General features: G+C 40.0%; 21 protein-coding genes. 8 read left to right on the forward strand and 13 right to left on the reverse strand.

The window, feature by feature from the left end; genetic code table 11:
* Nucleotides 1–206: 206 nt before the first annotated feature.
* The 6 genes from AA0Y26_RS07905 to AA0Y26_RS07930 all read right to left on the reverse strand — a co-directional run bounded on the left by AA0Y26_RS07905 (nucleotide 207) and on the right by AA0Y26_RS07930 (nucleotide 4,894).
* Nucleotides 207–743 carry a hypothetical protein gene (locus tag AA0Y26_RS07905; RefSeq protein ID WP_413366660.1) on the reverse strand — a complete coding sequence of 179 codons (537 nt, stop codon included), beginning with the start codon at nucleotides 741–743 and terminating at the stop codon, nucleotides 207–209.
* A gap of 172 nt (nucleotides 744–915) precedes the next feature.
* The gene (locus tag AA0Y26_RS07910) at nucleotides 916–3,321 is read right to left on the reverse strand and encodes a YheC/YheD family protein (RefSeq protein WP_413366661.1); all 2,406 of its coding nucleotides are present in this window, start codon (nucleotides 3,319–3,321) and stop codon (nucleotides 916–918) included.
* A 95-nt stretch (nucleotides 3,322–3,416) separates the two neighbouring features.
* On the reverse strand, nucleotides 3,417–4,124 hold the full coding sequence (locus tag AA0Y26_RS07915; RefSeq protein ID WP_413366663.1) for an aspartate/glutamate racemase family protein: 708 nt from the start codon (nucleotides 4,122–4,124) through the stop codon (nucleotides 3,417–3,419).
* Entirely contained in the window at nucleotides 4,117–4,428 is a 312-nt protein-coding gene (locus tag AA0Y26_RS07920; RefSeq protein WP_413366665.1) for a hypothetical protein, read from the reverse strand. Before AA0Y26_RS07920 ends, AA0Y26_RS07915 begins: the two co-directional genes overlap by 8 nt.
* A 15-nt stretch (nucleotides 4,429–4,443) precedes the next feature.
* Nucleotides 4,444–4,668: a hypothetical protein gene (locus tag AA0Y26_RS07925; RefSeq protein WP_413366667.1), complete on the reverse strand. Its 225-nt coding sequence runs from the start codon at nucleotides 4,666–4,668 to the stop codon at nucleotides 4,444–4,446.
* A gap of 46 nt (nucleotides 4,669–4,714) precedes the next feature.
* A complete protein-coding gene (locus AA0Y26_RS07930) occupies nucleotides 4,715–4,894 on the reverse strand; it encodes a hypothetical protein (RefSeq protein ID WP_413366669.1) in 180 nt (59 codons plus the stop codon).
* 615 nt (nucleotides 4,895–5,509) lie between these two features.
* Between AA0Y26_RS07930 and AA0Y26_RS07935 the strand changes: the two genes are divergently transcribed.
* Nucleotides 5,510–5,704, forward strand: a complete 195-nt coding sequence (locus AA0Y26_RS07935) for a DUF6366 family protein (protein WP_413366671.1) — start codon at nucleotides 5,510–5,512, stop codon at nucleotides 5,702–5,704.
* Nucleotides 5,705–5,859: 155 nt separating this feature from the next.
* Here the strand turns inward: AA0Y26_RS07935 and AA0Y26_RS07940 are convergent, their stop codons facing one another.
* Nucleotides 5,860–7,983, reverse strand: a complete 2,124-nt coding sequence (locus AA0Y26_RS07940) for a methyl-accepting chemotaxis protein (protein ID WP_413366673.1) — start codon at nucleotides 7,981–7,983, stop codon at nucleotides 5,860–5,862.
* A gap of 483 nt (nucleotides 7,984–8,466) precedes the next feature.
* On the opposite strand from AA0Y26_RS07940, the gene AA0Y26_RS07945 reads away from it, so the two are divergent.
* Nucleotides 8,467–9,876 carry a DHA2 family efflux MFS transporter permease subunit gene (locus AA0Y26_RS07945; protein WP_413366675.1) on the forward strand — a complete coding sequence of 470 codons (1,410 nt, stop codon included), beginning with the start codon at nucleotides 8,467–8,469 and terminating at the stop codon, nucleotides 9,874–9,876.
* 85 nt (nucleotides 9,877–9,961) lie between these two features.
* Here AA0Y26_RS07945 and AA0Y26_RS07950 read toward each other — a convergent pair whose 3' ends face one another.
* Complete coding sequence (locus tag AA0Y26_RS07950) at nucleotides 9,962–10,567, reverse strand: hypothetical protein (RefSeq protein WP_413366677.1); 606 nt, start codon at nucleotides 10,565–10,567, stop codon at nucleotides 9,962–9,964.
* Nucleotides 10,560–11,081: a sigma-70 family RNA polymerase sigma factor gene (locus AA0Y26_RS07955; protein WP_413366679.1), complete on the reverse strand. Its 522-nt coding sequence runs from the start codon at nucleotides 11,079–11,081 to the stop codon at nucleotides 10,560–10,562. The genes AA0Y26_RS07950 and AA0Y26_RS07955 overlap by 8 nt, the downstream gene beginning before the upstream one ends.
* A gap of 367 nt (nucleotides 11,082–11,448) precedes the next feature.
* On the opposite strand from AA0Y26_RS07955, the gene AA0Y26_RS07960 reads away from it, so the two are divergent.
* From AA0Y26_RS07960 to AA0Y26_RS07970, 3 genes are all read left to right on the forward strand, one after another.
* A complete protein-coding gene (locus AA0Y26_RS07960) occupies nucleotides 11,449–11,655 on the forward strand; it encodes a hypothetical protein (RefSeq protein ID WP_413366681.1) in 207 nt (68 codons plus the stop codon).
* 129 nt (nucleotides 11,656–11,784) lie between these two features.
* On the forward strand, nucleotides 11,785–12,024 hold the full coding sequence (locus AA0Y26_RS07965) for a hypothetical protein (protein WP_413366683.1): 240 nt from the start codon (nucleotides 11,785–11,787) through the stop codon (nucleotides 12,022–12,024).
* A gap of 190 nt (nucleotides 12,025–12,214) precedes the next feature.
* A complete protein-coding gene (locus AA0Y26_RS07970) occupies nucleotides 12,215–13,405 on the forward strand; it encodes an MFS transporter (protein ID WP_413366685.1) in 1,191 nt (396 codons plus the stop codon).
* A gap of 78 nt (nucleotides 13,406–13,483) precedes the next feature.
* Here the strand turns inward: AA0Y26_RS07970 and AA0Y26_RS07975 are convergent, their stop codons facing one another.
* Nucleotides 13,484–15,502: a sigma-70 family RNA polymerase sigma factor gene (locus AA0Y26_RS07975; protein WP_413366687.1), complete on the reverse strand. Its 2,019-nt coding sequence runs from the start codon at nucleotides 15,500–15,502 to the stop codon at nucleotides 13,484–13,486.
* A gap of 243 nt (nucleotides 15,503–15,745) precedes the next feature.
* Here AA0Y26_RS07975 and AA0Y26_RS07980 point away from each other — a divergent pair, with 243 nt between their 5' ends.
* A complete protein-coding gene (locus AA0Y26_RS07980; protein ID WP_413366689.1) occupies nucleotides 15,746–16,594 on the forward strand; it encodes an MBL fold metallo-hydrolase in 849 nt (282 codons plus the stop codon).
* A gap of 66 nt (nucleotides 16,595–16,660) precedes the next feature.
* Here AA0Y26_RS07980 and AA0Y26_RS07985 read toward each other — a convergent pair whose 3' ends face one another.
* Entirely contained in the window at nucleotides 16,661–17,533 is an 873-nt protein-coding gene (locus AA0Y26_RS07985; protein WP_413366691.1) for an SDR family oxidoreductase, read from the reverse strand.
* A 243-nt stretch (nucleotides 17,534–17,776) separates the two neighbouring features.
* Between AA0Y26_RS07985 and AA0Y26_RS07990 the strand changes: the two genes are divergently transcribed.
* Nucleotides 17,777–18,280 (forward strand): hypothetical protein, encoded by a 504-nt coding sequence (locus AA0Y26_RS07990; RefSeq protein ID WP_413366693.1) that lies wholly within the window; start codon nucleotides 17,777–17,779, stop codon nucleotides 18,278–18,280.
* A gap of 182 nt (nucleotides 18,281–18,462) precedes the next feature.
* Here AA0Y26_RS07990 and gltS read toward each other — a convergent pair whose 3' ends face one another.
* Nucleotides 18,463–19,647: a sodium/glutamate symporter gene (gltS, locus tag AA0Y26_RS07995; protein WP_413368113.1), complete on the reverse strand. Its 1,185-nt coding sequence runs from the start codon at nucleotides 19,645–19,647 to the stop codon at nucleotides 18,463–18,465.
* Nucleotides 19,648–19,665: 18 nt separating this feature from the next.
* A complete protein-coding gene (hutG, locus tag AA0Y26_RS08000; RefSeq protein ID WP_413366695.1) occupies nucleotides 19,666–20,589 on the reverse strand; it encodes a formimidoylglutamase in 924 nt (307 codons plus the stop codon).
* A 119-nt stretch (nucleotides 20,590–20,708) separates the two neighbouring features.
* Here hutG and AA0Y26_RS08005 point away from each other — a divergent pair, with 119 nt between their 5' ends.
* On the forward strand, nucleotides 20,709–21,587 hold the full coding sequence (locus AA0Y26_RS08005; protein WP_413366697.1) for a LysR family transcriptional regulator: 879 nt from the start codon (nucleotides 20,709–20,711) through the stop codon (nucleotides 21,585–21,587).
* Nucleotides 21,588–21,606 lie beyond the last annotated feature (19 nt).

Below are 21,606 nucleotides of genomic sequence, written 5' to 3' on the forward strand. Positions count from 1 at the left end.
GTGTGCAGGCCGTTTTCGAATTGCTATATAAAAATCCCCGCATCATTGGGCCGCAAGACGCAACCCGAATGCTGAAGGGAATGAAGAAACTGCTGGAAAAGCCAGCATGTAATTTAGATTAAGTAAAAATCTATTTAACTAAGAGGGGCATTGCTCATTTCAATAGACTCATTTTTTTATAAACCCTGGAGCAGCCCCTGTTAGTTTTACCAACAAGAATAGGCAGCAATAGCTGAGGAAGGGAATGAACCAAACGTGTAATTCGGCCAGATAATCCCTGTTGTGTTACCTGTTACGCTGGAAGAAAGTACATACATTAAAAACAGCTGGCCGTTTCTCAGGAGTACAGTCGTCCATCTGCCGTCACATCCTGCCGCAAATCTCGTAACGCCTCCTTGGCCTCCTGGTTGTTGCAGCATACTTTGAGCCTGTTGAGGATTCTGGCTTAAATACTGGAACTGGTTAATTGTCTGCTGGGATGGGGGAGGAGGGGTTACTGAACCGCCGGAACTAGGGGGTCTGTTACTAGGCTGGCCGGGAAAGCCGCCAGAACCTCCACCTGGGAATCCACCCGGGAATCCGCCTGGTGTTCCACCTGGGAATCCACCTGGAGATCCACCTGGGAATCCGCCTGGTGTTCCACCCGGGAATCCACCTGGAAATCCACCTGGGAATCCGCCTGGTGTCCCGCCAGGAAAGCTACCTGGAGATCCACCTGGAAATCCGCCTGGAAAAAAAGTCATTTAATCGCTCCTTCTTTATTAGATATAGTACTGTATGAAAAGAAATCTCGCGCAAATGGTACAATAACCTAACCCCTGTAAGAAGCCGTCATTTTATCTGACCAACTCAGCGTAGCCTAGCCATCTTTTATATTCATAGAGTTATTTTATTTGTTGTGTTCCTATTTAGCTTCTAAAAGTCCGAAAGTGCTTTTGCATATTCAAAAGGTGTTGGAAGGATAAAAGGAAGAATTCTGCGTTCTCCTTCATCTCTAAATGCTTTTATTTCAGCTGCATAATTAATTTGTACTTCTAAAATCCAGAATTTTTTGTTCTTATCCATTACTAAGTCGAAACAAACATCCCCTAATTTATATCCTTTTGCCTCCATGACTTTTAATGCTAGGATGCATACATTCGCTATTTCTTCTATTTTTGCTTTTGCTTTTTTTTCAGTTAGTCCATAAAATTCCTGCAGCGCTTGTTCTCCCGGGATAATTCTTTCTCTATTCTGCGAGTTTGCAATGATGCTGTCTTTTTTGCCGACCTTTGTTTCCAGCCCGGATAATCTCCAATTTTTCGAGTAATCCTTTTGGAGGTAAATCCTGAAATCAAGCTTGTTTTGATCTTTAGTAAATGTAAGGATTTCCTCTTGAACGATATATTCTTTATTCGGTATCAATTGCTTTTGAAGGGTTTCAGATAACAGCTTCTTAGTTTTTATTTCAACTGTATTGCCTTCTATATCTGTCCACTTATAATGATCATCCATTTTCTTAACATGAAATATGCCATTGCCTCCTGCCATAGAGACAGGTTTTAAATAGACTGAGTCACAATATTCCAGTGCCTTCAATACGCCGTTTACATTATCGAATTTCTTTGTTTTAGGTAAATAATTTTTTATAACAGGTTGTTTATACATTAAATTCCAAAATTCAAATTTATCTGTGTTCCCATAAGGGTAGTTGAAGATTTTATCTCCTATTTCTTTCTTCAGGTAATCATACCTGGCTTTTCGTAAAGGAATCCGATTGAAAATAGCATTGGGAAATGGAAAAACTCCATTTACGAATGATCTTTTTTCAGGGTCGTAGTAACATCCTGAGATCGTTTTATTCCATTTATCAATTGTTTTAGGGAAAAAGAGGAATATTAGTCCCTTAATATTTTCATAGTCAGCAAAACGCAGCAACTGCTGATTGGGATCATTCATATAACGTGTGTATACAATCATCCCAATAACCGGTCCCAAGTATAAGTGGTTGTTTATAAAATAATATTCGTAGGGTAAAAGTGGAATGGAGATAAGCTTTGTTAGGTTTTGGGGGATAATTATTTCTCCAGTTTTTAAATCATTATCGATTTTTATTTTCAAGCGTTTCGTTAATTGTCCAAAGTGGAGAGTTATCTCGTCTGCTTCGGGATCAACACTTTCAAGAGTCCGGCTATTAAGATAAATGTTTTTTTCACTACTACCGGCTTTTATTTCTATTGAGTAAAAAAATCTATCTTTTATATAGGAAACGGTCTTATTCATATTCATGGCGCTAGATCCTTTTACGAGGATGACACTATTTGCTTCAATGCTTTTTTTCAGCTCCCTATGAAGATCATCCCTGTCTTTAAAGTGTTTTACCTTTTCTGCGGGATAGCCTGCATCTAACAAAGCTGTATTAATAAACTTCGCCGCCCGACCATAGGTAAAAATAGCATCTACCTGTTTAGTAGCTAAGTAGGAGCCTACCTCCATATGACCTTCATCGGAATAATCACCCAGCTCAAGCATACTTCCTAACACAACAATCTGTTTTCTTCCTTTTCCAAGTTTCTCCTGTACATCGAGTGCAGCTGTTACAGATTGAGGATTAGCATTCACTGTATCATCAATAAGAATGGACTGATCTTGCAATTCAATAATGTTCAATCGCTTAATCGGCATTTGAAAGTTTTCGAGTCCAGCCCGAATCTCACTTGCAGTAAAACCTAGATGATGAGAAAGAGCCACCGCAAATAATGTATTGTAAATCATATGTTCTCCAAATGTAGGAATAAAAAGCTGCTCTTCTACATTATCTAAAAGAACTTTAAACTTCATTCCTCTTTGAACATAGTTAATATCTCTAGCTCGGTAATCAGATTTTTTATTTATCCCAATCGTAATAATTTTTCCCTTAAATGTACTTGTATCTAATAGTTTTGAATTATCGTCATCTTCGTTGAGTAACAGCAGTCCATCCCGTTTCATATATTTAATTAAGGCAGATTTATTTTTAGCAGTAGATTCAATACTGTTTCCAAGGTTCCCATAATGGGCAGTTCCAATATTAGTAATGATTGAAATGTTAGGTTGTAAATAACTGCAATGTATTTTGCCTGCCCCCGGTTTTCCCATTCCAAGCTCCAAAATGATTGCATCAATTGAAGAGTCATAGCTTTCTGCAATTTGCTGCGTATTAGTTGGTAAATTTTTATTGCCTGTATTTTTTAACACTTTCCATTTCTGCTCTAAAATAGAGGAGAGAATTTCCCGTGTTGTGGTTTTGCCGGAACTCCCAGTAATACCTATCGCTGGTATGTCTGGTTTTAGTTGATTCATAGATGTTACCTCCCGAAAAAATAATGAATGGAAAATCAAAAGAGACGGAACTATTAGTTATTTAACTATTCTTATATAAAAGCCAGTTAAAAGAACTATTCCTCTTCCATCGCCTTTGCTATAGCTAGTTTTGCTAAAAGAAGGGTTGGATCCACCAGTTCCATCTCTGTTTGAAAAAGAGGGTACATAAGCGGTATTTCAGTACAGCATCCCACTAATAATGAAGCACCGCCATCCTTATAACGATTTATAATTTGATTTAATTTATCCATAGTTAAACTGCGAGGATTTAAATCCCCGCCTTTAACCGATTTTATCGCTTTATCTACAATTTTCTGTTCTTCTGAATTTGGGATAGTAATGGAGAAGGAGCTGTTTTCAAATTCGCGCTGATACAATTTTGACTGGATCGTTGTTTCAGTAGCCAAAAGCAGGAGCTTGTTGTTTTCTTTGCCTCCATAAAGCTGATCTATTGAAACTACTGTATTTTTAATAATGCTGTAAAAAGGGATCGTTAGATGTTTCTGTATTTCTTCATACCAAATATGGGCAGTATGGCAAGGCATAATGAGAAAGTCTGCACCAGCTTCCTGCAAAATGACAGCTGACTTAATTAATTCCGGCAGGGGACTAGCAGATTGAAAAGTAGGATGAACTCTAGGGGGAATCTTTGGGTTATTATAAATCATAATTTTAAGATGATCCTGATCTACTTCAGCAGGAGTATTCTCTAAAATTTTATTAAATAAATCTACCGTTGCAAAAGGCCCCATTCCTCCAAGAATACCAATCGTTTTATTCATCTGTCTCTCCATTAGGAGATAGACCTTTCTCTACAGGCGAACTCTCTAAATTACCAGTAAAAGATTCTAACCTTTTTAACGCCTTATCTAACTCCTGCTCTGTTAGTTGATTAGTGACATAAAGAGAGTAAATGATCGCAAAGGCAATTGGTTTTACATCCACTTCAACCGTAATATCTATATTCACGGTCGAATTTCCGCTATTAGAGACTTTCGATTGGACTAAATGATCTATACCTGTTTTTGTTTTTTTATCCATATTCTCTTTAGAAGAATCAGAAGGCATTTTTTCATTATTCATCATTCATACGCCCTTCTTTTAAAAGTCAATTCTTTGATCTTGATCCTGTGCAGCATCTGCTTTCACAATTGATTCCGCTTTTGACTTAGCCGTTGAGTATAAACTAATATGGTTTTTGGAATTTCCGCTATTCTCTATTACTGCCGAGTTATTGAAGTTTTCACAGTGCCCTTTATCCGGTTTTTTTGAAGATTTCCGAGCGCGTTCCTCTAAATAATATTTATTTTCACAACTAGGTTTCATTTTCAATATCCTCCTTATAAAGTTAGTTTAAAAGTGATCTATTCATTTAGCCTTCCATTTCAAAATCAATATCCTGCTCTTGTTCTTGGTCGGCTTCTGCTTTTACAGCAGTGTCGACTTCAGATTTAGATTTAGTGAAAATGTCCAAACAGTTTTCGGAATTCCCACTATTTTTTATAGCGAGGGTATTATTCATTCCCTGCTTTTCTTTATCTAAATTTTCCATTGTTTCACCCCTAAATAATATTTTTACAGCCCAATAATCATTATTTTGTAATTATGGTAATTACTATTGTTAATCTATTCAAACAGCAGTCAATCCGCCACGGTTAATCACCTAATACATAACGGAAATTATAGAAACAAATATATATAAGGTGAACTTTCATAAATCATAATTTTCTAAAGCTTAGAGTGTCCCTATAAGGGAAATTTCCACTTTTAAAATGAGGCTGCTTGGAAGCTGGCAGCTAGACAATCTAAAGCTAATTTACGGTACTATGAATAACCAATGGTTTAATTTCAAAGACCTCGATGGGTAACCAGTGAATGGTATGCAAATGGTAACCTTTTTTGGCGGTAAATTTTAGTTACATAACGAGATTGGCAGGGCAGTTTCTTTTTAGAAAACGAAAGGGGAACTTTTATTTACCAACGACCTTCAACAATTGGCGGCTTTTCTGAAAATCAGGAAAGTACTTTTCTTTATGAAAAGAGAAATTATTCAGTGTAAAACCATCAGAGGGATTGGATATTTATGTTAAAATGTAAGAGGGTTTAAACCAAAGTTTCGTTCAATTGCGAAAGCATATTAACTAGAATGATAGCAGAGGTGTATTCATTGAATCACGATAAAGAAAGTCCAGAAGAAAGAAGAGAAAGAATGAGACAAGAAGAATTAAAAGGGAACCCTGGAGGAAGCAGCCACGGTGGAGGACTTCAAGATTTAATTGGGGATTTAGGCTGGAAAGGTACGGGCATACTTATTCTTCTCATAATAGTTGCTGTCGCAATCTATTTAGCTGTCTTTAACTAGGGGACGCATTTCTTACAAGGAGTGCGTCTATTTTTATGTTAAATAAAAGTCCACCTATTAAAATAACCAGCTGCCAATTTAGATTTGGCAGCTGGTTTGTTTATATACGCCTTTATAATAGGGGGAACAAGGTCCTCGTATGAAAGGCGGCGCGATTATTTTTTATTTTCAGCGAGCTTGAAGCGTTCGACAATCTGTTTCAGCTCTACCGAAATGCGTGTCAACTGTTGAACAGATTCAGCTGCTTTCTGTAATTCATCCTGCTGTGCGACAGAGGATGCACTTACCTGTTCGGCAGAAGCGGCTGTTTGTTCTGAAACTGCTGAAACACTTTGAATAGCAAGGATGGCTTGGTCTTTATTTGCAACCATTTCAGCCAGCTTCGCAGATAGTTCTCCAATAATCCTGTTCATTTCCTCAGTTAGTTCGGCATTACGGGTAAAAGCTTGCCCTGTATTTGCAACTGATTCATTCTGAGTCTTCATGGATTTAGTGTTCTCATTTACAACTTCGATCGTTGCTTTTGTTTGAATCAATATTTCCTGAACGGTCTGCTGAATTGTGCTTGTTTCTCTGCTGGATTGTTCGGCAAGCTTGCGCACTTCTTCTGCTACGACAGCAAAGCCTTTTCCGTGTTCACCAGCGCGGGCTGCTTCAATGCTTGCATTTAATGCAAGCAGGTTCGTCTGAGCTGTAATGTCTTGAATAGATGTAATGATTTGATTGATTCCGGCAATTTTGTCAGTCAAGGCATGAATCTGCTGTTCAACTTGCTCATTCATTTGATTGGCAACCACATTTTGTTCACGAAGTCTGCCAACCTGCTCCAGTCCATTCTGAGTCGATTGGATACTTTGCTGCGATAGATGATCCATATTATCGGAAAGGCTTGAGATAACGGTAATTTGATCTGCAAGCCTGCCGATTTGCTCACTAGTCTGCTCTGTATCTTCTGACTGCTTCGCTGCACCAACTGCAATTTCTCCTATTGCCGCTGAAACTTCCTGGCTGGAAGCAACAATTTCTTCAAATGTATGGTTTACGAGTGCCGATGAATTAGTCATACGCGAAGAAGCTTCTAGTACTCCGGCAAGCGCTTCGTTAGTCTGGTTCAGCATATAGTTATACGATGTGGCGACAGAGCCGATTTCATCCTGCTTCAAACGCGTTGTATCGACATTTTCCGATAAATCACCCGAAGCCGCGCGTTCCATGGATTTTTGAACGTTCATAAGCGGTTTGATATGTCGATAGATAAACCAGGCTGTTGAAAGGCCCATTAACACCATAATAGCGATGCCCCAAAAAATTGTAGTAGTAGCGATTTTTACAAAAGGCTCAATGATTACCGAGCGGGGCAGAACGGTTTGAATAGCCCATGTTTCCTCAAAACCGTCTAGCTGAATGGGTGCAAATGAGTTGAAAGCCCGCTCATTAAAGCTTTTAGAGTCAACGTATGTAGACGCTGTTTCACTGCGGTCTATTGCATCTTTTATAGGCTGCCAGTCAATCGCATCCTTCATATTCGTCCTGTTCATAGCTTCTTTCAGACTATTGGCGATTACTGTTCCGTCATTCGAAATTACACTAGCATATCCTCCGGCAGGTGTAATTTCCTTTGTTAATTCAGTTAAGAAATTTAGTGAAACACTCGCCATTAGAACCCCCATAAAGTTTCCATCTTTTGTTAAAAGGGGGACGGATAACGTGGTCATCATGCTTTCTTTCCCATCTTCTTCATATGTAAATGGTTCTTTAAATAAAGGCTTCTTTTCGTTTTTAGGGACTAAATACCAATCTCCTGCTCCAGGTGTATCATAACCTGAGGCAGGCTGCAGTACAGAGCCATCCTTTGTTTTTTGTATATAGACAGTGAATCTCCCTTGCGCATCAATAAGTGGCTGCTGCTCTGCAGAAAGGGGATCGATTGTCAGCATGTCCTTTTCAAAAATGACAGACATCCCGATAGCATTAGGACTGCCTTCTAAATTTGCCTGTAAGATGGAGAGAATTTCTGTTGCACGCAGTTTCTCTTGTGCATATAACATTTCTAAAATTTGCTTTGTTGTAGTTAAGGATTCATCTACCTCACGAAAGTGTTGACTTAGCCCTAATGCAACCCGTTCTGTATCTGTTACTTCAAATTTTTCTGCATTTTTTATAGTTTCCTTATGGCTAGTTATACTTGTCATCAGCGCATAGATAACAAATAAGACTGTGAAAATTCCTATAATTAAGGCCGAGAGCTTAAAAACTAGACTGTTCTTTCTTTTCATCATCAATTTCCCTTCTTTTTTCCTATACAAGACTTATAAATTATATACAATTGCCTAAAGAAAAGGAATCGTTGAATATGAATTTTTTAGGACTAAATAATATTTTATTGATAATAAGCTATATTCTCGTATTGGAGGAATTCATTGGACGAGAGGATAAAGACAAACAAAAATAGGTAGTTTAAATGTGTCTAAAATGTGTCTGTGTAAAACAAAGAACTTAAAATTAACATTGAATTTTTAAGGATTTATTTGTTATAGTTGCAAATAGACCGTTCGGTATAATAGGAACGATATTGTACAGATAAGCATTCATATAGGAACGAACTGGCTAATGTGGTATGCCAAACATGCTATATGGATATTTAAACTTTTGGTAAAAAGGGAGTAGAGAAGCTTTCTTAAGAAGGCAAGCATGCTCATTTCTCTGCAATATTTCTTCCTGTTAGTAATCCCGAAAATTTAAATAAGAATAGGAAGTTACACATGCAATCACATTTACAAGTGAAAAGTCCAAAATGGATGGCGGCTGTCTTAATGTTTGGTTCATTCATCGGCTTATTTGGTGAAACGGCTTTAAACATGGCCATGACAGACGTTATGACAGACTTTACAGTAAGTCCGGGAACAGCCCAATGGCTAACAACAGGCTATCTATTAGTTTTAGCTATTTTAGTTCCTTTATCAGCGTATTTAGTGCGTTGGTTTACAACGCGTCAATTAATCGTAGGCGCTTTAGTAATTTCATTAATTGGGGGATTGCTCGCAGCCATTTCTCCAAACTTCACTGTATTACTAGTGGGCCGTTTAATTCAGGCAATCGGGACGGGAATCTTCCTTCCATTAATGTTTAGCGTCGTGCTGATGATTTTCCCTATGGAAAAACGAGGTCCAGTTATGGGGATTGTCGGTTTAGTATTAACAGCGGGTCCGGCATTGGGACCAACCATTGCAGGCTTAATTATCAGCGCTTCAAGCTGGCACTATATTTTCTGGATCATGATTGGGTTGTACGTTCTGCTATTAATAGTCGGTGCACCTAAAATGGAAAATGTTTCTGCTATCACGAAACCAAGAATTGATATTGTTTCCTTACTGTTATCGACGATTGGATTCGGCGGTTTCGTGTATGCTCTGGCAACATTAGCAGAACGTCCATTCTCTGACCCATTAGTTTGGGTACCGCTCGTTGTTGGTATCGTAGCGTTAGTGCTATTCGCCGTGCGTCAATTCAAGATGCCGGAGCCAATGATCAATTTACACGTATTCAAATATCCAATGTTTGCATTAGGTACAGTATTAATGGTTGCAACATTGTTCATGATTTTATCTGTAGCAATCTTAATTCCTCTGTATTTAAAGAGTGTATTAGCCTATACAGCAATTGCAGCAGGATTATTAATGCTGCCAGCTAACATTTTGAACATTATCATGTCGCCGCTTGTCGGTTCAAACTTTGATAAAATTGGAGCCCGCGTGTTCACTCGTATTGGTTTTACGCTGATTACAGCAGCTTCAATTTTAATGCTGCTGATTCTTTCTTCTACAACACCGGTATGGCAGGTTGTGGGAACATTATGTGTTTTCTTTGTAGGGGTTTCGATGACAATTATGCCATCCCAAACAAACGCAATGAATCAGCTGCCGCCGCAGCTGTATGCTGATGGGTCAGCAGCAATGAATACATTAACACAAGTAGCAGGTGCTGCAGGTACAGCAGTGGCAATTACGATGTTCACAGCAGGTCAAGACAGCTATGCAGCAGAGCACGGCGCCGGGCAGCCGCTGGATATGCTTGCTTATGGTATCCAGCACGCATTCATTGTTGTATTGGTTGTAGCCATTGTTGGTTTGATTGGGTCTATCTTCATTAAAAACAGCAGACCCAGCCATTAATGAAAAAACTCTCGCCTAGGCGGGAGTTTTTATACTATAAGGGTGAAGAGTTTCTATTTAACCATTGCTTATAGGAAGCCAGTGACTAATTCCCGTTAATAATGGAGGAAATACGATATTCATCTCCATTTAGCAGATCACGTTGAAAATGAATCTCGAATGAGTCATTGTCATTTCTCAGAATGACATACAAACCGTCCAGTGCTTGTTTAATTGCAGGCTGGATCTCGAGGGAATAATGATTGGCTGCCGAAAAATAATTAGTTTGCACTGGCTCGACGTCTCCTGAAAATTGGACCGTTTTATTTACTTCATCTATCTTTACGTTCGAATGAAAATGCTCCTTTATCCTCTCGAAATCATTGCTTCCTAATGCAGAAAAGCCATTCAGTGCCTGGTCAAACAACTCGGAAGAAAGTGCTGCTTCATGGGATGGGATAGTTGTTGTGACAATAGGGGCCTGCACTTGCTGGTCCAAAACAAAAAATAATGCAGCGGCTGCTATCATAAGGCCCACTGTTACTGAAAGAAGTAGAGTCCTTCTTTTCACAGCAGGCTTCCGCTGTAATGTTTTCTCGTGCTGCAAGGCCTGCTCATGAATCCTCTCTTTTAATTTCGATGTAAATAATTGCTGTGCTGCTACATGTGCATCAATCCCTCGCTGTACCATTTCATTTGTCAATCTAGTCAATACGATCACCTGCCTGCTCGGCTAAATTTTTCTTCAGTCGTTTCCTTGCACGACGCAATCTCGTGTATATTGTACGCTCTGATAATTTTAGGGTGCTGCTCATCTCGCTAACGGAATAATCAAAGTAAAAATAAAAAATAATCACCTCACGATATTTAACAGGCAGAGATAGTATTTGCTCCCCTAATTCAAAATCTTCTTCAAACCGAATAAACATTTCCTCCGCTGAGGTAGACATATTCCGTTCAGGCATATGTTCTGTATAAAAAAGCTTTTTAAATGACCAGCGTTTTAAGTAGTCTTTACAAAGATTGATTGTCATTCGATATAGGTACGTTTCATAAGAAGATTTGCCTTTAAATTGGTGCTGCTTCTCATAAGCCTTTACAAATACATGTTGTATAATATCTTCAGCAATATGTTGATCTTTTACATATGTATAAGCTAGGCGGATTAGTTTTTCCCCATGAACATTCATAGCCCACTCTAATTTTATGATTTGGTCATTATTCAATGATGTCTCACCTCTTTTTACTTATAAATTAGACGACACAAACCTTAAATATTGTTCAAATTTTCCATATTTAATTTTATCATTAATTCATAGTAATAAAAAACTTAGTCCCTTTCAAATAATCAGTAGCGATAAAGGATACTCCATTTATAAAGTGCATCAATGAACAGAGTGTCTCAGCAATTATTGAATCAACGATAACTCCAGATAAATGTGGAAGCTTTTACTCATAATAGGGATTGTATAATAAGCCTTTCTCTTTTAATAAAGATAAGAAGGTATTAGCATACATTTGTGAGAACTGATAAAAATATGTAAGATGGATGAGTAGATATATTTTTGCAAGGCAGCAAGAGGAGGTTCACCATTGAAAAACACAGGAATTGTGATGATGTTTATAGGAGCGGTAATGCTCGCTATTTTTATGTATGCAGACATGCAGCTGACATTTGGTCTATGGCTGACAGGCTTCATCATAAGTATGCTCATCGCTGGGGCTGGCGCAATCATGCTGATTATCTATTTGGCAAAAGGTATTCGAGATGAGAAAATATCAAAAGATGATTTGAAATAAGAGGTTATCTTTCATTTCGACGAGCACCACGTTACTCTTTTCTCCCATATGATGATGCCATTTATATTAGGATAGAAGACGGTAGGGAAGTAATAAGGCCGATGAACCAAAAATAAAGGAGGAAATGATATGAATCCAGGTCAGGAAAAATTTTATCATTATATTTTAGAGCGTGTGAAACCGGAAAAAATAGAGGAAGCAAAGGCATTGCTTGCGGAAAATTTTAAAAAGCAGCAAGAAGGAACATTTACACAGGAAGACGCGCTGCAGTTTGTTCCTAAAATGCAAGATATTTTACAGCCCGAGAAAACAGCAGAAGTATTAGCGATTGCCCAAAAATTTGGTCAGCAGTTTTCAGCAAAATCTTAAACGTAATCCAAACTGCATTTCGTATGTTAGCCAAATCTAACGACGGATGCGGTTTTTCTATTTCTCAAGAAGGAATGATAGTGCTTCATATATAGGCGGGTTGTTCTAAATCACTAAAAATATATTGACATAGTATTCTTTAATGATTTAAAGTGTTAAAGTAAAGGCGCTGAGATAGAAGGAGAATGACATGAGAACTTCATACATACAAGCATCAGTAGGACTTTACAGCAACTATTTCCTGCTTGGAATGGTTAATATTATTCTATCATCCCATATGGCATACTTAACGGAACAATGGGATACAGACCGGACAGGTGTCAGCTACATTATTGCCGCGATTGGCTTTGGTAAATTGCTTTCATACAGCAGCTTCGGCATTTTGTCGGATAAAATAGGGCGGAAACCACTGTTGATTTTTGCTAGTATTGCGATGGCTGTCTTTGCAATCGGCATACCGCTTACAACGAATTATTATGCAGCACTCATCTTTGCTATTCTAGCTGGTTTTGGAAATGCAGCGATGGATGCAGGGTCTTACCCGGCACTTGTGGAAATGTTCAAGAAAAAAGCAGGATCGGCCAATGTAATGGTGAAAGCTTTTATGGCTATTGGGGCAATCCTTTTACCATTTATCATTTTATTTTTAAATGAAAATGAGCTGTTTTACGGCTATGCATTTTATTTGTTGGCAATTATTTATGTTATCAACCTATTGATATTAATTTGGTCCAGTTTCCCAAAACAAGGAGAAGTATCTGAGGCCTTTGAGGTAGATGGAGGGCTGGAAACAAACAGCCAGCAGATAACACCTAATTTTTGGGCTGAGGGGATTGCGCTAATCGTCATAGGATTTACCTCTACCGCATTATTTACAGTTGCACAAATTTGGCTGCCAAGTTATGGGGAACAGGTTATAGGCTTAGCAGTTACCGATTCGGTCAAGTTATTGAGCTATTATAGTATGGGCTCGTTACTATCAGTACTGATCTTGGCATTTGTGCTGAACAGGCTGATTCGGCCTGTTACGGTGCTCATTATCTATCCGATTTTGACCGCTCTTACCGTCATGCTTATTTTGACATTGAAAGATTCTTCTTTGATGGTAGTCGGCTCATTTTTGTTAGGGTTTTCGACTGCAGGCATTTTACAGCTGGCTATCACGATTATGACAGAGCTGTTCTGGCGTAAGAAGGGGACTGTTACCGGCCTTGTTGCTACAGCCTCAAGTGTTGCAGCAGTAGCATTACCGATTGCGACAGGATTAATCGCAAAAAGAGGGGATATTGCCCATATTTTTATATTTGATGGCTTTGTTGCGGTCATCGGGATTGTCGCCGCTTGTATCGTTCGGTACCGGTATATGAACTTAGTCAAATAGCTTTTTATTATGTAAAAACGCCGCTGCATGATGCAGGGCGTTTCTCTATTTATCCGCTGGAAGTGTCCATTATAGTACTTAGTCTTTATCGCAAATTATCTCACCGGAGATTGCGTCGATCGCCCGTATGGCAGTTTTTGTATAGCGGTCGCATGCTTTATAAACTAACGTATAGATTTCCTCTTCATCATCATATTCTTTATCCCATACTAATTGAAAATTCAAATGCTCCTTGAATCGTACAAATGCCTGTTCCGGAGAAATGACAGGCCCATGCGGCAGGTCTTTTAATTGCTGGATGTCAATTCTAGGCCCAGAATATTGGTCAATTTGACCGGTGCTGTTATTAACAGCTACACTGATCAACTCCGATTGAATCGGTATCCCTTGTTCCTGCAGCAATTTGAATGAGAAAAATTCCTTCGTTTCGTTTTTTTCGTCCTCATCATTCGCCGGGACAATGTATTGTACATATGGGAGAAATTCTGGAATCATCTGCTGCAGGAAGCAGAGCGCCTTTTCAAAGCATGCTTCTCGCCCAAGCTGCAGGAAGCAGAGCGCCTTTTCAAAGCATGCTTCTCGCCCAAGCTGCAGGCTGCCGGTACGTTTATGAAACCATAGGAAGCTAAGAACATTTCCTGTTTTTTCTGATACGAAGGCTTTTACGGTTTCTTCCGTATGCTCTTTAAAATAGGCTTCGAATGATAGGTCATTTTCACCTGGCGTCCAGTTGCGATCCCGCCAGACAATACCCAGTTCATTTCCCCATTCGACCTCCCGAATGATTTCCATCGTATCCGTTATGCCGATGATTTCCTCCCTGGATAGTTCCGTTCGTTCGATTGGAGCAAGAGAGGGAAGCGGCCTTGTTATTTCGGGTGCCGTCTTTTCCTGTTCAAGCGTTAACTGAGGCTCCATGTCGGCTGCCTTATATTTCATGAAGAATGGCTGCGGTAAATAGACGAGACGTAACGAGTCTTCCTCCACGTCGTATAGCTCCTTATGCATTTTATCAACGACCAGCTCAAACTGCAGCTGATCGAGCACATGCGCTGCCAGCTTTTCCGTTGAAATAAGCTGCTCGGGAATAGGCGGTGCTGTTTTTACTCCCTTGTAATTAAAAAGGATAACTTCTCCCTCGCCATTCACATCAATATAACTTCCCGCATGGCTCAACGGAATATCCATCACCAATTGCTCGTAATAGAAGCGGGTACAGTTACAGTGCTCAAGTTCTTTTGCACGATGATAGGTGAAATGCTGCAATGCATCCGGGTAGTGCTGAAGAAGATATTGTTCCGCTATCGCTTGCTTTTCTTCAACTGTTAGAGAGGATTCGGTCGCATTATTTTCCTGTAGCATATCGATTGTCAGGTATGTAAGCCGCCCCTCTGTATCAAGCTTTACACCTATAACTCCTTTTTCCTGTTCTTCATCGATCCAGGAAAAATACGTTTCATTCTCTTCAACATTTTCAATGATTTTACGGAAATCCTGCGGAACTTGTGCGAGCGATCGAGCAATTTTTTCTAATTCTTCTTTAACCAAATGAACAACCTCCGTTATTTTGATGTTTTTGTTCATGACAGCAGTCAATTGTGCCTTCAGTGTTTTTCTGGCTCTATGCAGATGTGTTTTGATGGTTCCATCAGGCTTCTCCATCATGTCCGCGATTTCCCGGACGGAAAAGCCGTAATAATAGAACAGTACGATAGCCGACCGCTGCGGAGGAGGTAATGTTGAAAGGGCCTCGCTTACGTAGTCCTCCTTTTTTTCCTCCTTTAATTGCTCCAGCCGTGTGATCATTTCATCGTCATCAAGAGGTATAAGCTGATGTCTCTTTTTTTGCAGCCGATAACATTCACGGATTAATATTTTGAAGAGCCATGTAGAAAAATAGGGTGGTTGCTGCAGCTGGCCAATTGACAGGAAAGCCTTGTACAGCGTCTCCTGAACAGCATCTAATGCATCTTCCTTATTACCGACATAAGAGAGTGCCTTGTAAAAAAGCCGCTGCTTTTCTGTAGCAATCAATTCCTCAAAAGCTTCAGCGTCTCCGTTTACAGCCCTTTCCACCGTGTTCAGATCATGCTTCATCTATGTATTTCACTCCTCTCATTAGTTAGAGGCAGCTGGATACCTAAAAGGTTTCAGCTTTTTCAAATATTTTTAGAAAAATTGTAGTGCTGAAGTTTATTATAACATTTCAGCGTTTTACACTAATTTCATAACAAGCAGCTATCATGCGAACAGGATAGCTGATAGTGGTTGATTTTACAGCCGTTTGTTGCTAGATTGGAATCTAACAAGGCAATTATGACAGCAAAGGAGATGGAGGATATGCATTCAATTAAGCAAATTGGTGAACGTTTTTGGTACAGTACACCGATAGCTGAAACAGACCGTCCTGTAGTTGGAATGGTGGTTGGTAATAGAAAAACATTGATGATCGATGCGGGCAACTCGGAGAGCCATGCCAGCTATTTTTTGAAAGAACTACAAAAACGCAATGTGCCGCATCCAACTATCGTTACGGTAACACATTGGCATTGGGATCATATTTTTGGCCTGCCTGCCTTAAAGGATACGCTGATTATTTCATCAAGAGAAACAAAAGAAGAAATGCGAAAATTACAACCGCTGTCCTGGTCCGATGAAGCGATTGATGATCGGGTCCGGGAAGGAACAGAAATTGAATTTTGTGCAGTAGCTATCAAAAAGGAATATCCGGATGAACGAAATATTTCTATTGTACTGCCTGATGCCGTATTCGAAAAAAGACTGGAAATAGATCTTGGAGGTATTACCTGCATACTTGAGCAAGTAGGGGGGAGTCATGCTTCCGATTCCGTTGTCATTTATGTAAAGGAAGAAAAAGTATTATTCGTTGGCGATGCTATTTATTGCAGGTTATATGCAGAGAAGTGGCATTACAAAATTGATGAAACACTTCAGCTGTTAGACAAACTGGAAGCGTTTGATGCAGATACGTATATTCTTTCTCATACAGGCGTCTTATCAAAAGAGGAATTTGAGCAGGAAGTACGTACGCTACGAACGATTGCTCATCTTACCGAGCTTTGCAATGGAGAAAAGAAAGAGATTGTAAATAAATATCAGGAGCAGTTGAAAAGGGAGCTAACGGCTGACGAATTGGACGTTATCGAACAGTTTGTGAACGGTTACTAAATGGGGAAGGCCTTCTTTTTTACTTGAAAATAAAAAGAAGGCGATTTATCGCCTTCTGCAAAAAAGTTAAAATGGGGTACCGCCATTGATGTGAAGTACCTGACCGGATACATAAGATGAATCATCTGAAGCGAGATATACATAGCCCGGTGCAAGCTCGCTAGGATGGCCCGCGCGTTTCATCGGTGTTTGGAATTCTCCTTCTTTACCGAATCCCGCGACTTCTTCAGCACTAAACGATGCCGGGATCAGCGGTGTCCAAATCGGACCTGGCGCTACAGCATTTACTCTGATTCCTTGTTCTACAAGGGAGCCGGCTAATGAACGAGTAAATGCCAGGATAGCGCCTTTTGTTGCAGAGTAATCGATCAAGTTCGGCGCTCCTTGGAAGGCCGTAATGGAAGTTGTGTTTATAATCGAGCTTCCTGTCTTTAAGTGGTCTAGCGCTGCCTTTGTGACATGGAACATACTGAAAATATTTGTGCGGAATGTTCGTTCTAGTTGTTCTGTTGTTATGTCTTGTAAAGAGGTCTGTGTATGCTGCTCGCCGGCATTGTTTACGAGAATATCAAGCTTTCCAAATGCTTCGATGACTTCAGCTACAAGCCCTTTACAAAAGGCTTCCTCTCCAATGTCACCGGCAATAAGCAGACAGCGTCTTCCTTCGCGTTCAACATACTGTTTCGTTTCCTCCGCATCTTCATGTTCATCGAGGTAAGAAATCGCAACATCGGCTCCTTCTTTTGCAAACGCGATGGCAACAGCCCGTCCGATACCGCTGTCCCCACCGGTAATCAAAGCTGTTTTCCCGGAAAGTCTTTGTGCTGCTCCCGCTAGATTTTTTGTGAAATCAGGGCGCGGCTTCATTTCCATTTCCATACCTGGCTGGATATCCTGCTGTTGGGCCGGGATATTTTCTGGATATTCTTTCTTTGTCATGACCAATCAATCCTTTCTAAACGACTGTTTTATACTTAGCTATTTTAGATGTGTACATAGGCTCTTTTACCCTGACAACTTAATTTAAAACGAGACTGCACCATGCTGGGCCGGGTAGATACTAAACTTTAGGTCATCAGAATTTAAGCCTGAAAATCGTAAAGATCAGCTAACAAGAGCGCTGTATTACCATTACATAGATTATAAATATAGTGAGAGATTTTCCGAGGGAGGGGACTTTGAATGAAATCAAAAAAGATAGCGATTGCCTCCATTTCAATCGTTTTAATTGGCGTACTGATATATGCTTTATTCGGTCAAGGATACTTATACGCGAAGTCTTTTGCTGATGAACTTTCTGACTATCCGCTTCCTGATAAAACGAAGATAGTTGATGAAAATTTTGACTATGGAGTGTTATTTGGGGGAGGGCCTTCCGGAAGTGGCGGTTATCCAACAGTGGCGTCATTTATTGAAATTGAAAGTGAATTAAGCGAAAAAGAATTATATGATTACTACAATAAAGACAACATATTTTCAGTACCTGGTGAAGATACAAGGAAGGTCGGATTTGAAATATACTTTGCAGGTTATTATGATAAGAAAATTGAAAAAGGAAAGGTATGGATTGAAGGAAATACACAACCTAAAGAATTGAGTTCGGGAAAAAATGAAGGCAGCCCAATCAAAGCAATAGTTCAAATCAGGACGGAATTCAGCTGCCCATTTTTCATTGATTTCTATTGAAAAGCTAATGAATGTTTAGCTTCTTTGTTTACTTTTCTAAATAACGTAGAACGGATACTCATTTTGCATAGCAGATGATAAGTGTAGTCGAGGCTAATAGGAACGTGAGGGACATGACATGATGAAAAAGCGCAAGCCCCTGTAATACAAGAGCTTACGCGTTCATTAAGTGTGAGTCACGCTTATTTAAACATATTAATGGTAGTAATAATAATCGGCATACCAAATACGTCGATCAAGAATGCACCAACGATTGGTACGATCAGGAATGCCTTGCGCGATGGACCAAATTTTGAGACCACGGCTGACATATTCGCCATGGCATTTGGAGTAGCACCAAGTCCGTGGCCTAGGAAACCGGATACCATAATCGCTGCATCGTAGTTTTTGCCGAGCAGGCGGAACAAAATGAATACCGCAAACAATACGATGAAAAGAACTTGCGCTAAAATAATAATGAATAATGGCAATGCTAAGTCTGCAATTTCCCATAGCTTGATGCTCATTAACGCCATCGATAAGAAAATACCAAGGGAAATATCGCCGATCAAGTTGATTTCTTTCATATTAATTAACTCAGGGTTGAAACGGTCAACAATATTGCGGACAATGACCGCTGTGAACATCGCACCTACATATCCTGGTAACACAAATCCTGTCAATGTAGAGAACCATTCTCCGATATATGTACCAGCAGCCATACAGAAAGTAATCAAGAAAACCTGCATCATGAAGGATTTTTCCGTAATCGGATGCTGAGCTTTTTCAACATATTCTTCTGTTTCCTCAGAGGAAGGTTGTAAATGGAATTTGCGAATTAAGTACTGTACAACCGGGCCACCGACAAGTCCGCCGGCTACCAATCCGCATGTAGCAGCAGCCATCCCGATTGTGACAGCAGAAGCTACACCCAGCCCTTCAATTGTTTCCCCATAAGCAGCAGCGGCCCCGTGTCCACCCTCCATGGAAACAGCACCGGCCATAACGCCGATTAATGGATGGATATCCATTACTTTCGCTAATGAAACGCCAATTACATTTTGCATAAGAGCAAGGAAACCACAAGCAAGCCAGTAAATAATCAGCAGCTTCCCGCCTAATTTCACCAGCTTGAAGCTCGCCCCAAGGCCGATTGTTGTAAAGAACGTAATCATGAAAAGGGATTGCAGGGAAGTATCGAGTGTAATTTCTACAATATCGAAGCTTTTTAATACCGTTGCTAACAGCGCAAACAGCAAGCCGCCAACGACTGGCGCTGGAATACAGAACCGATTTAACAAGCCAATTCTTTTTACTAAAAGTGAACCGATCAAAAATAATGTTACAGCTAGGCACAATGTTGTGATTTGGTTTAATGCCATAAAAATCCCCCTTGTTGTTTCGTCTTAGATGTTCATTATTGCTTCATTGATGAAGCAGGCGCCGAGTTTTGCTGTTCGATTGTCTATATCGAGTGCTGGATTCACCTCGCAAATACTGAAGCTTACCGTCTTTTTATGAGAGACCATTTTGCGTAAAATGTCACGAACTTGTACAGCGGACAAACCAAATGGTGAAGGTGCACTGACACCCGGCGCTTCAGCGGCATTTAATACATCCATACAAAGTGTCACAAGCAGGACGTCATGGGCATCCATAAAGTCTTGTAATTTTGCCGTGAACAAGGCGGATTCCAGCTGTTCATCCAAGAAATACTGCACACCGTATTGATCCGCTGTTTCGAATAAAGCAGTCGTATTGCCATATTGCTGAATACCGCATACAAAATAATGTGCATGCGGATCCTCATCTAAAATCTGCTTGAACATCGTCCCGGATGAAGGCTGAATGTCATATGACCTTATATCAAAATGGGCATCGATATTGAGTAAACCGATTGAGGCATCAGGGCCGGCAGTTTTCCGCACCCCTAAATATTGGCCGTATAATGTTTCATGCCCGCCGCCTAGCACAATCGCTTTTCCGTGGTTCAAAATGTCCGCTACCTTATCTCCAAGCTCCTTTTGGGCAAGCTCCAATTCTTCGCCTTCACAAATGACGTCGCCAAAATCAATAAGTGATGTATCAGAGTTATGATGACGCCAAGGCAGTGATGAGAGCTGCTTACGTAACGATAGAGGTGCTTCCTTCGCACCAACACGGCCATTGTTACGTCGTACACCTTCATCGCATGCAAAACCGATTAAACCGATTGTTCGTTGTGCGGCAGCTGGTGCCATTTGGACGATTTGGTGATAACGGAAATAAGTGTGCTCTGTATCGTGGTCAATGCGGCCTTGCCAAACGTTTGAATCTATCTCTTTATGCATCGTATTCACCCTCCAATAGACTGAAAAATTGATATTTTTATTATATTTTTAATTGTTTATTCATACAAATATTGATTTTGTATCTTATAATAGTTTCAAACTATAAATGGGGTGAAGAATTGGATTTACGAAAGATGATTTATTTCACAGAAACAGTGAAGCATAAAAGCTTTTCAAGGGCTGCCAAAGCTTTACATATTTCACAGCCCTCTTTAAGCAATGCGATTAAGACGCTAGAGCAAGAAATCAAGGCACCGCTAATTGAACGGACAACAAAACAATTTCAGCTGACAGAGTTAGGGCAGCAATTTTATGAGCGTGCTCAGCTAATGATTGCTCAATTTGAGGTAATGGAAACCGAGCTGAAGGAGATGGCAAAAGGGGAGGCGTTAGAAATTCGGCTGGGTATGATAGAATCAGCCAATTACTGGTTTTCACAAGTCATACTTGCCTATCAAAAACACTATCCATATAACCAGATAACGCTGATCGATACGCTGTATAATCAAACGGTCAGGCAAGCACTGCTCGGTTTGCATGTACATGCAGTCATTACAAACCAGTACATTGTCGATTCGGAAATACAAAGTGAATTATTGTATAACGAACGATACGTTGCGTTAATCAAAAAAGATCACCCCTTTGCGGTAAAGGAAATCATCACGCTGGCAGACTTTACAGAAGAATCACTGATTATCGGCATGCCTGAATTTCAAACAAGTGCTCAAATACTAAAGGCATTTGAGCAGGAAAACATATTGCCGAATATTCAATATAAAATAGAGCGATTCGAAATGATTAAAGTATTAGTAGAAGAGGGGCTGGGAATTGCACTGCTGCCACAGCAGTATGTGGAGCAGCATTTATCAGAGGGGCTCCTGACACGCCCCGTGCAAAGCCAATTCCTGCACCGGAACGTCTATTTAAGCACAATGAAGGACCGGACATTCCCTAAAAGTATTTTGAAGCTGTTTGAGCTTATTAAAGCGGTTCATTGAGAGGGGGAGGGTGCTGGTA

It is taken from the genome of Lysinibacillus canaveralius (assembly GCF_047301505.1).
Lineage (GTDB): Bacteria > Bacillota > Bacilli > Bacillales_A > Planococcaceae > Lysinibacillus_B.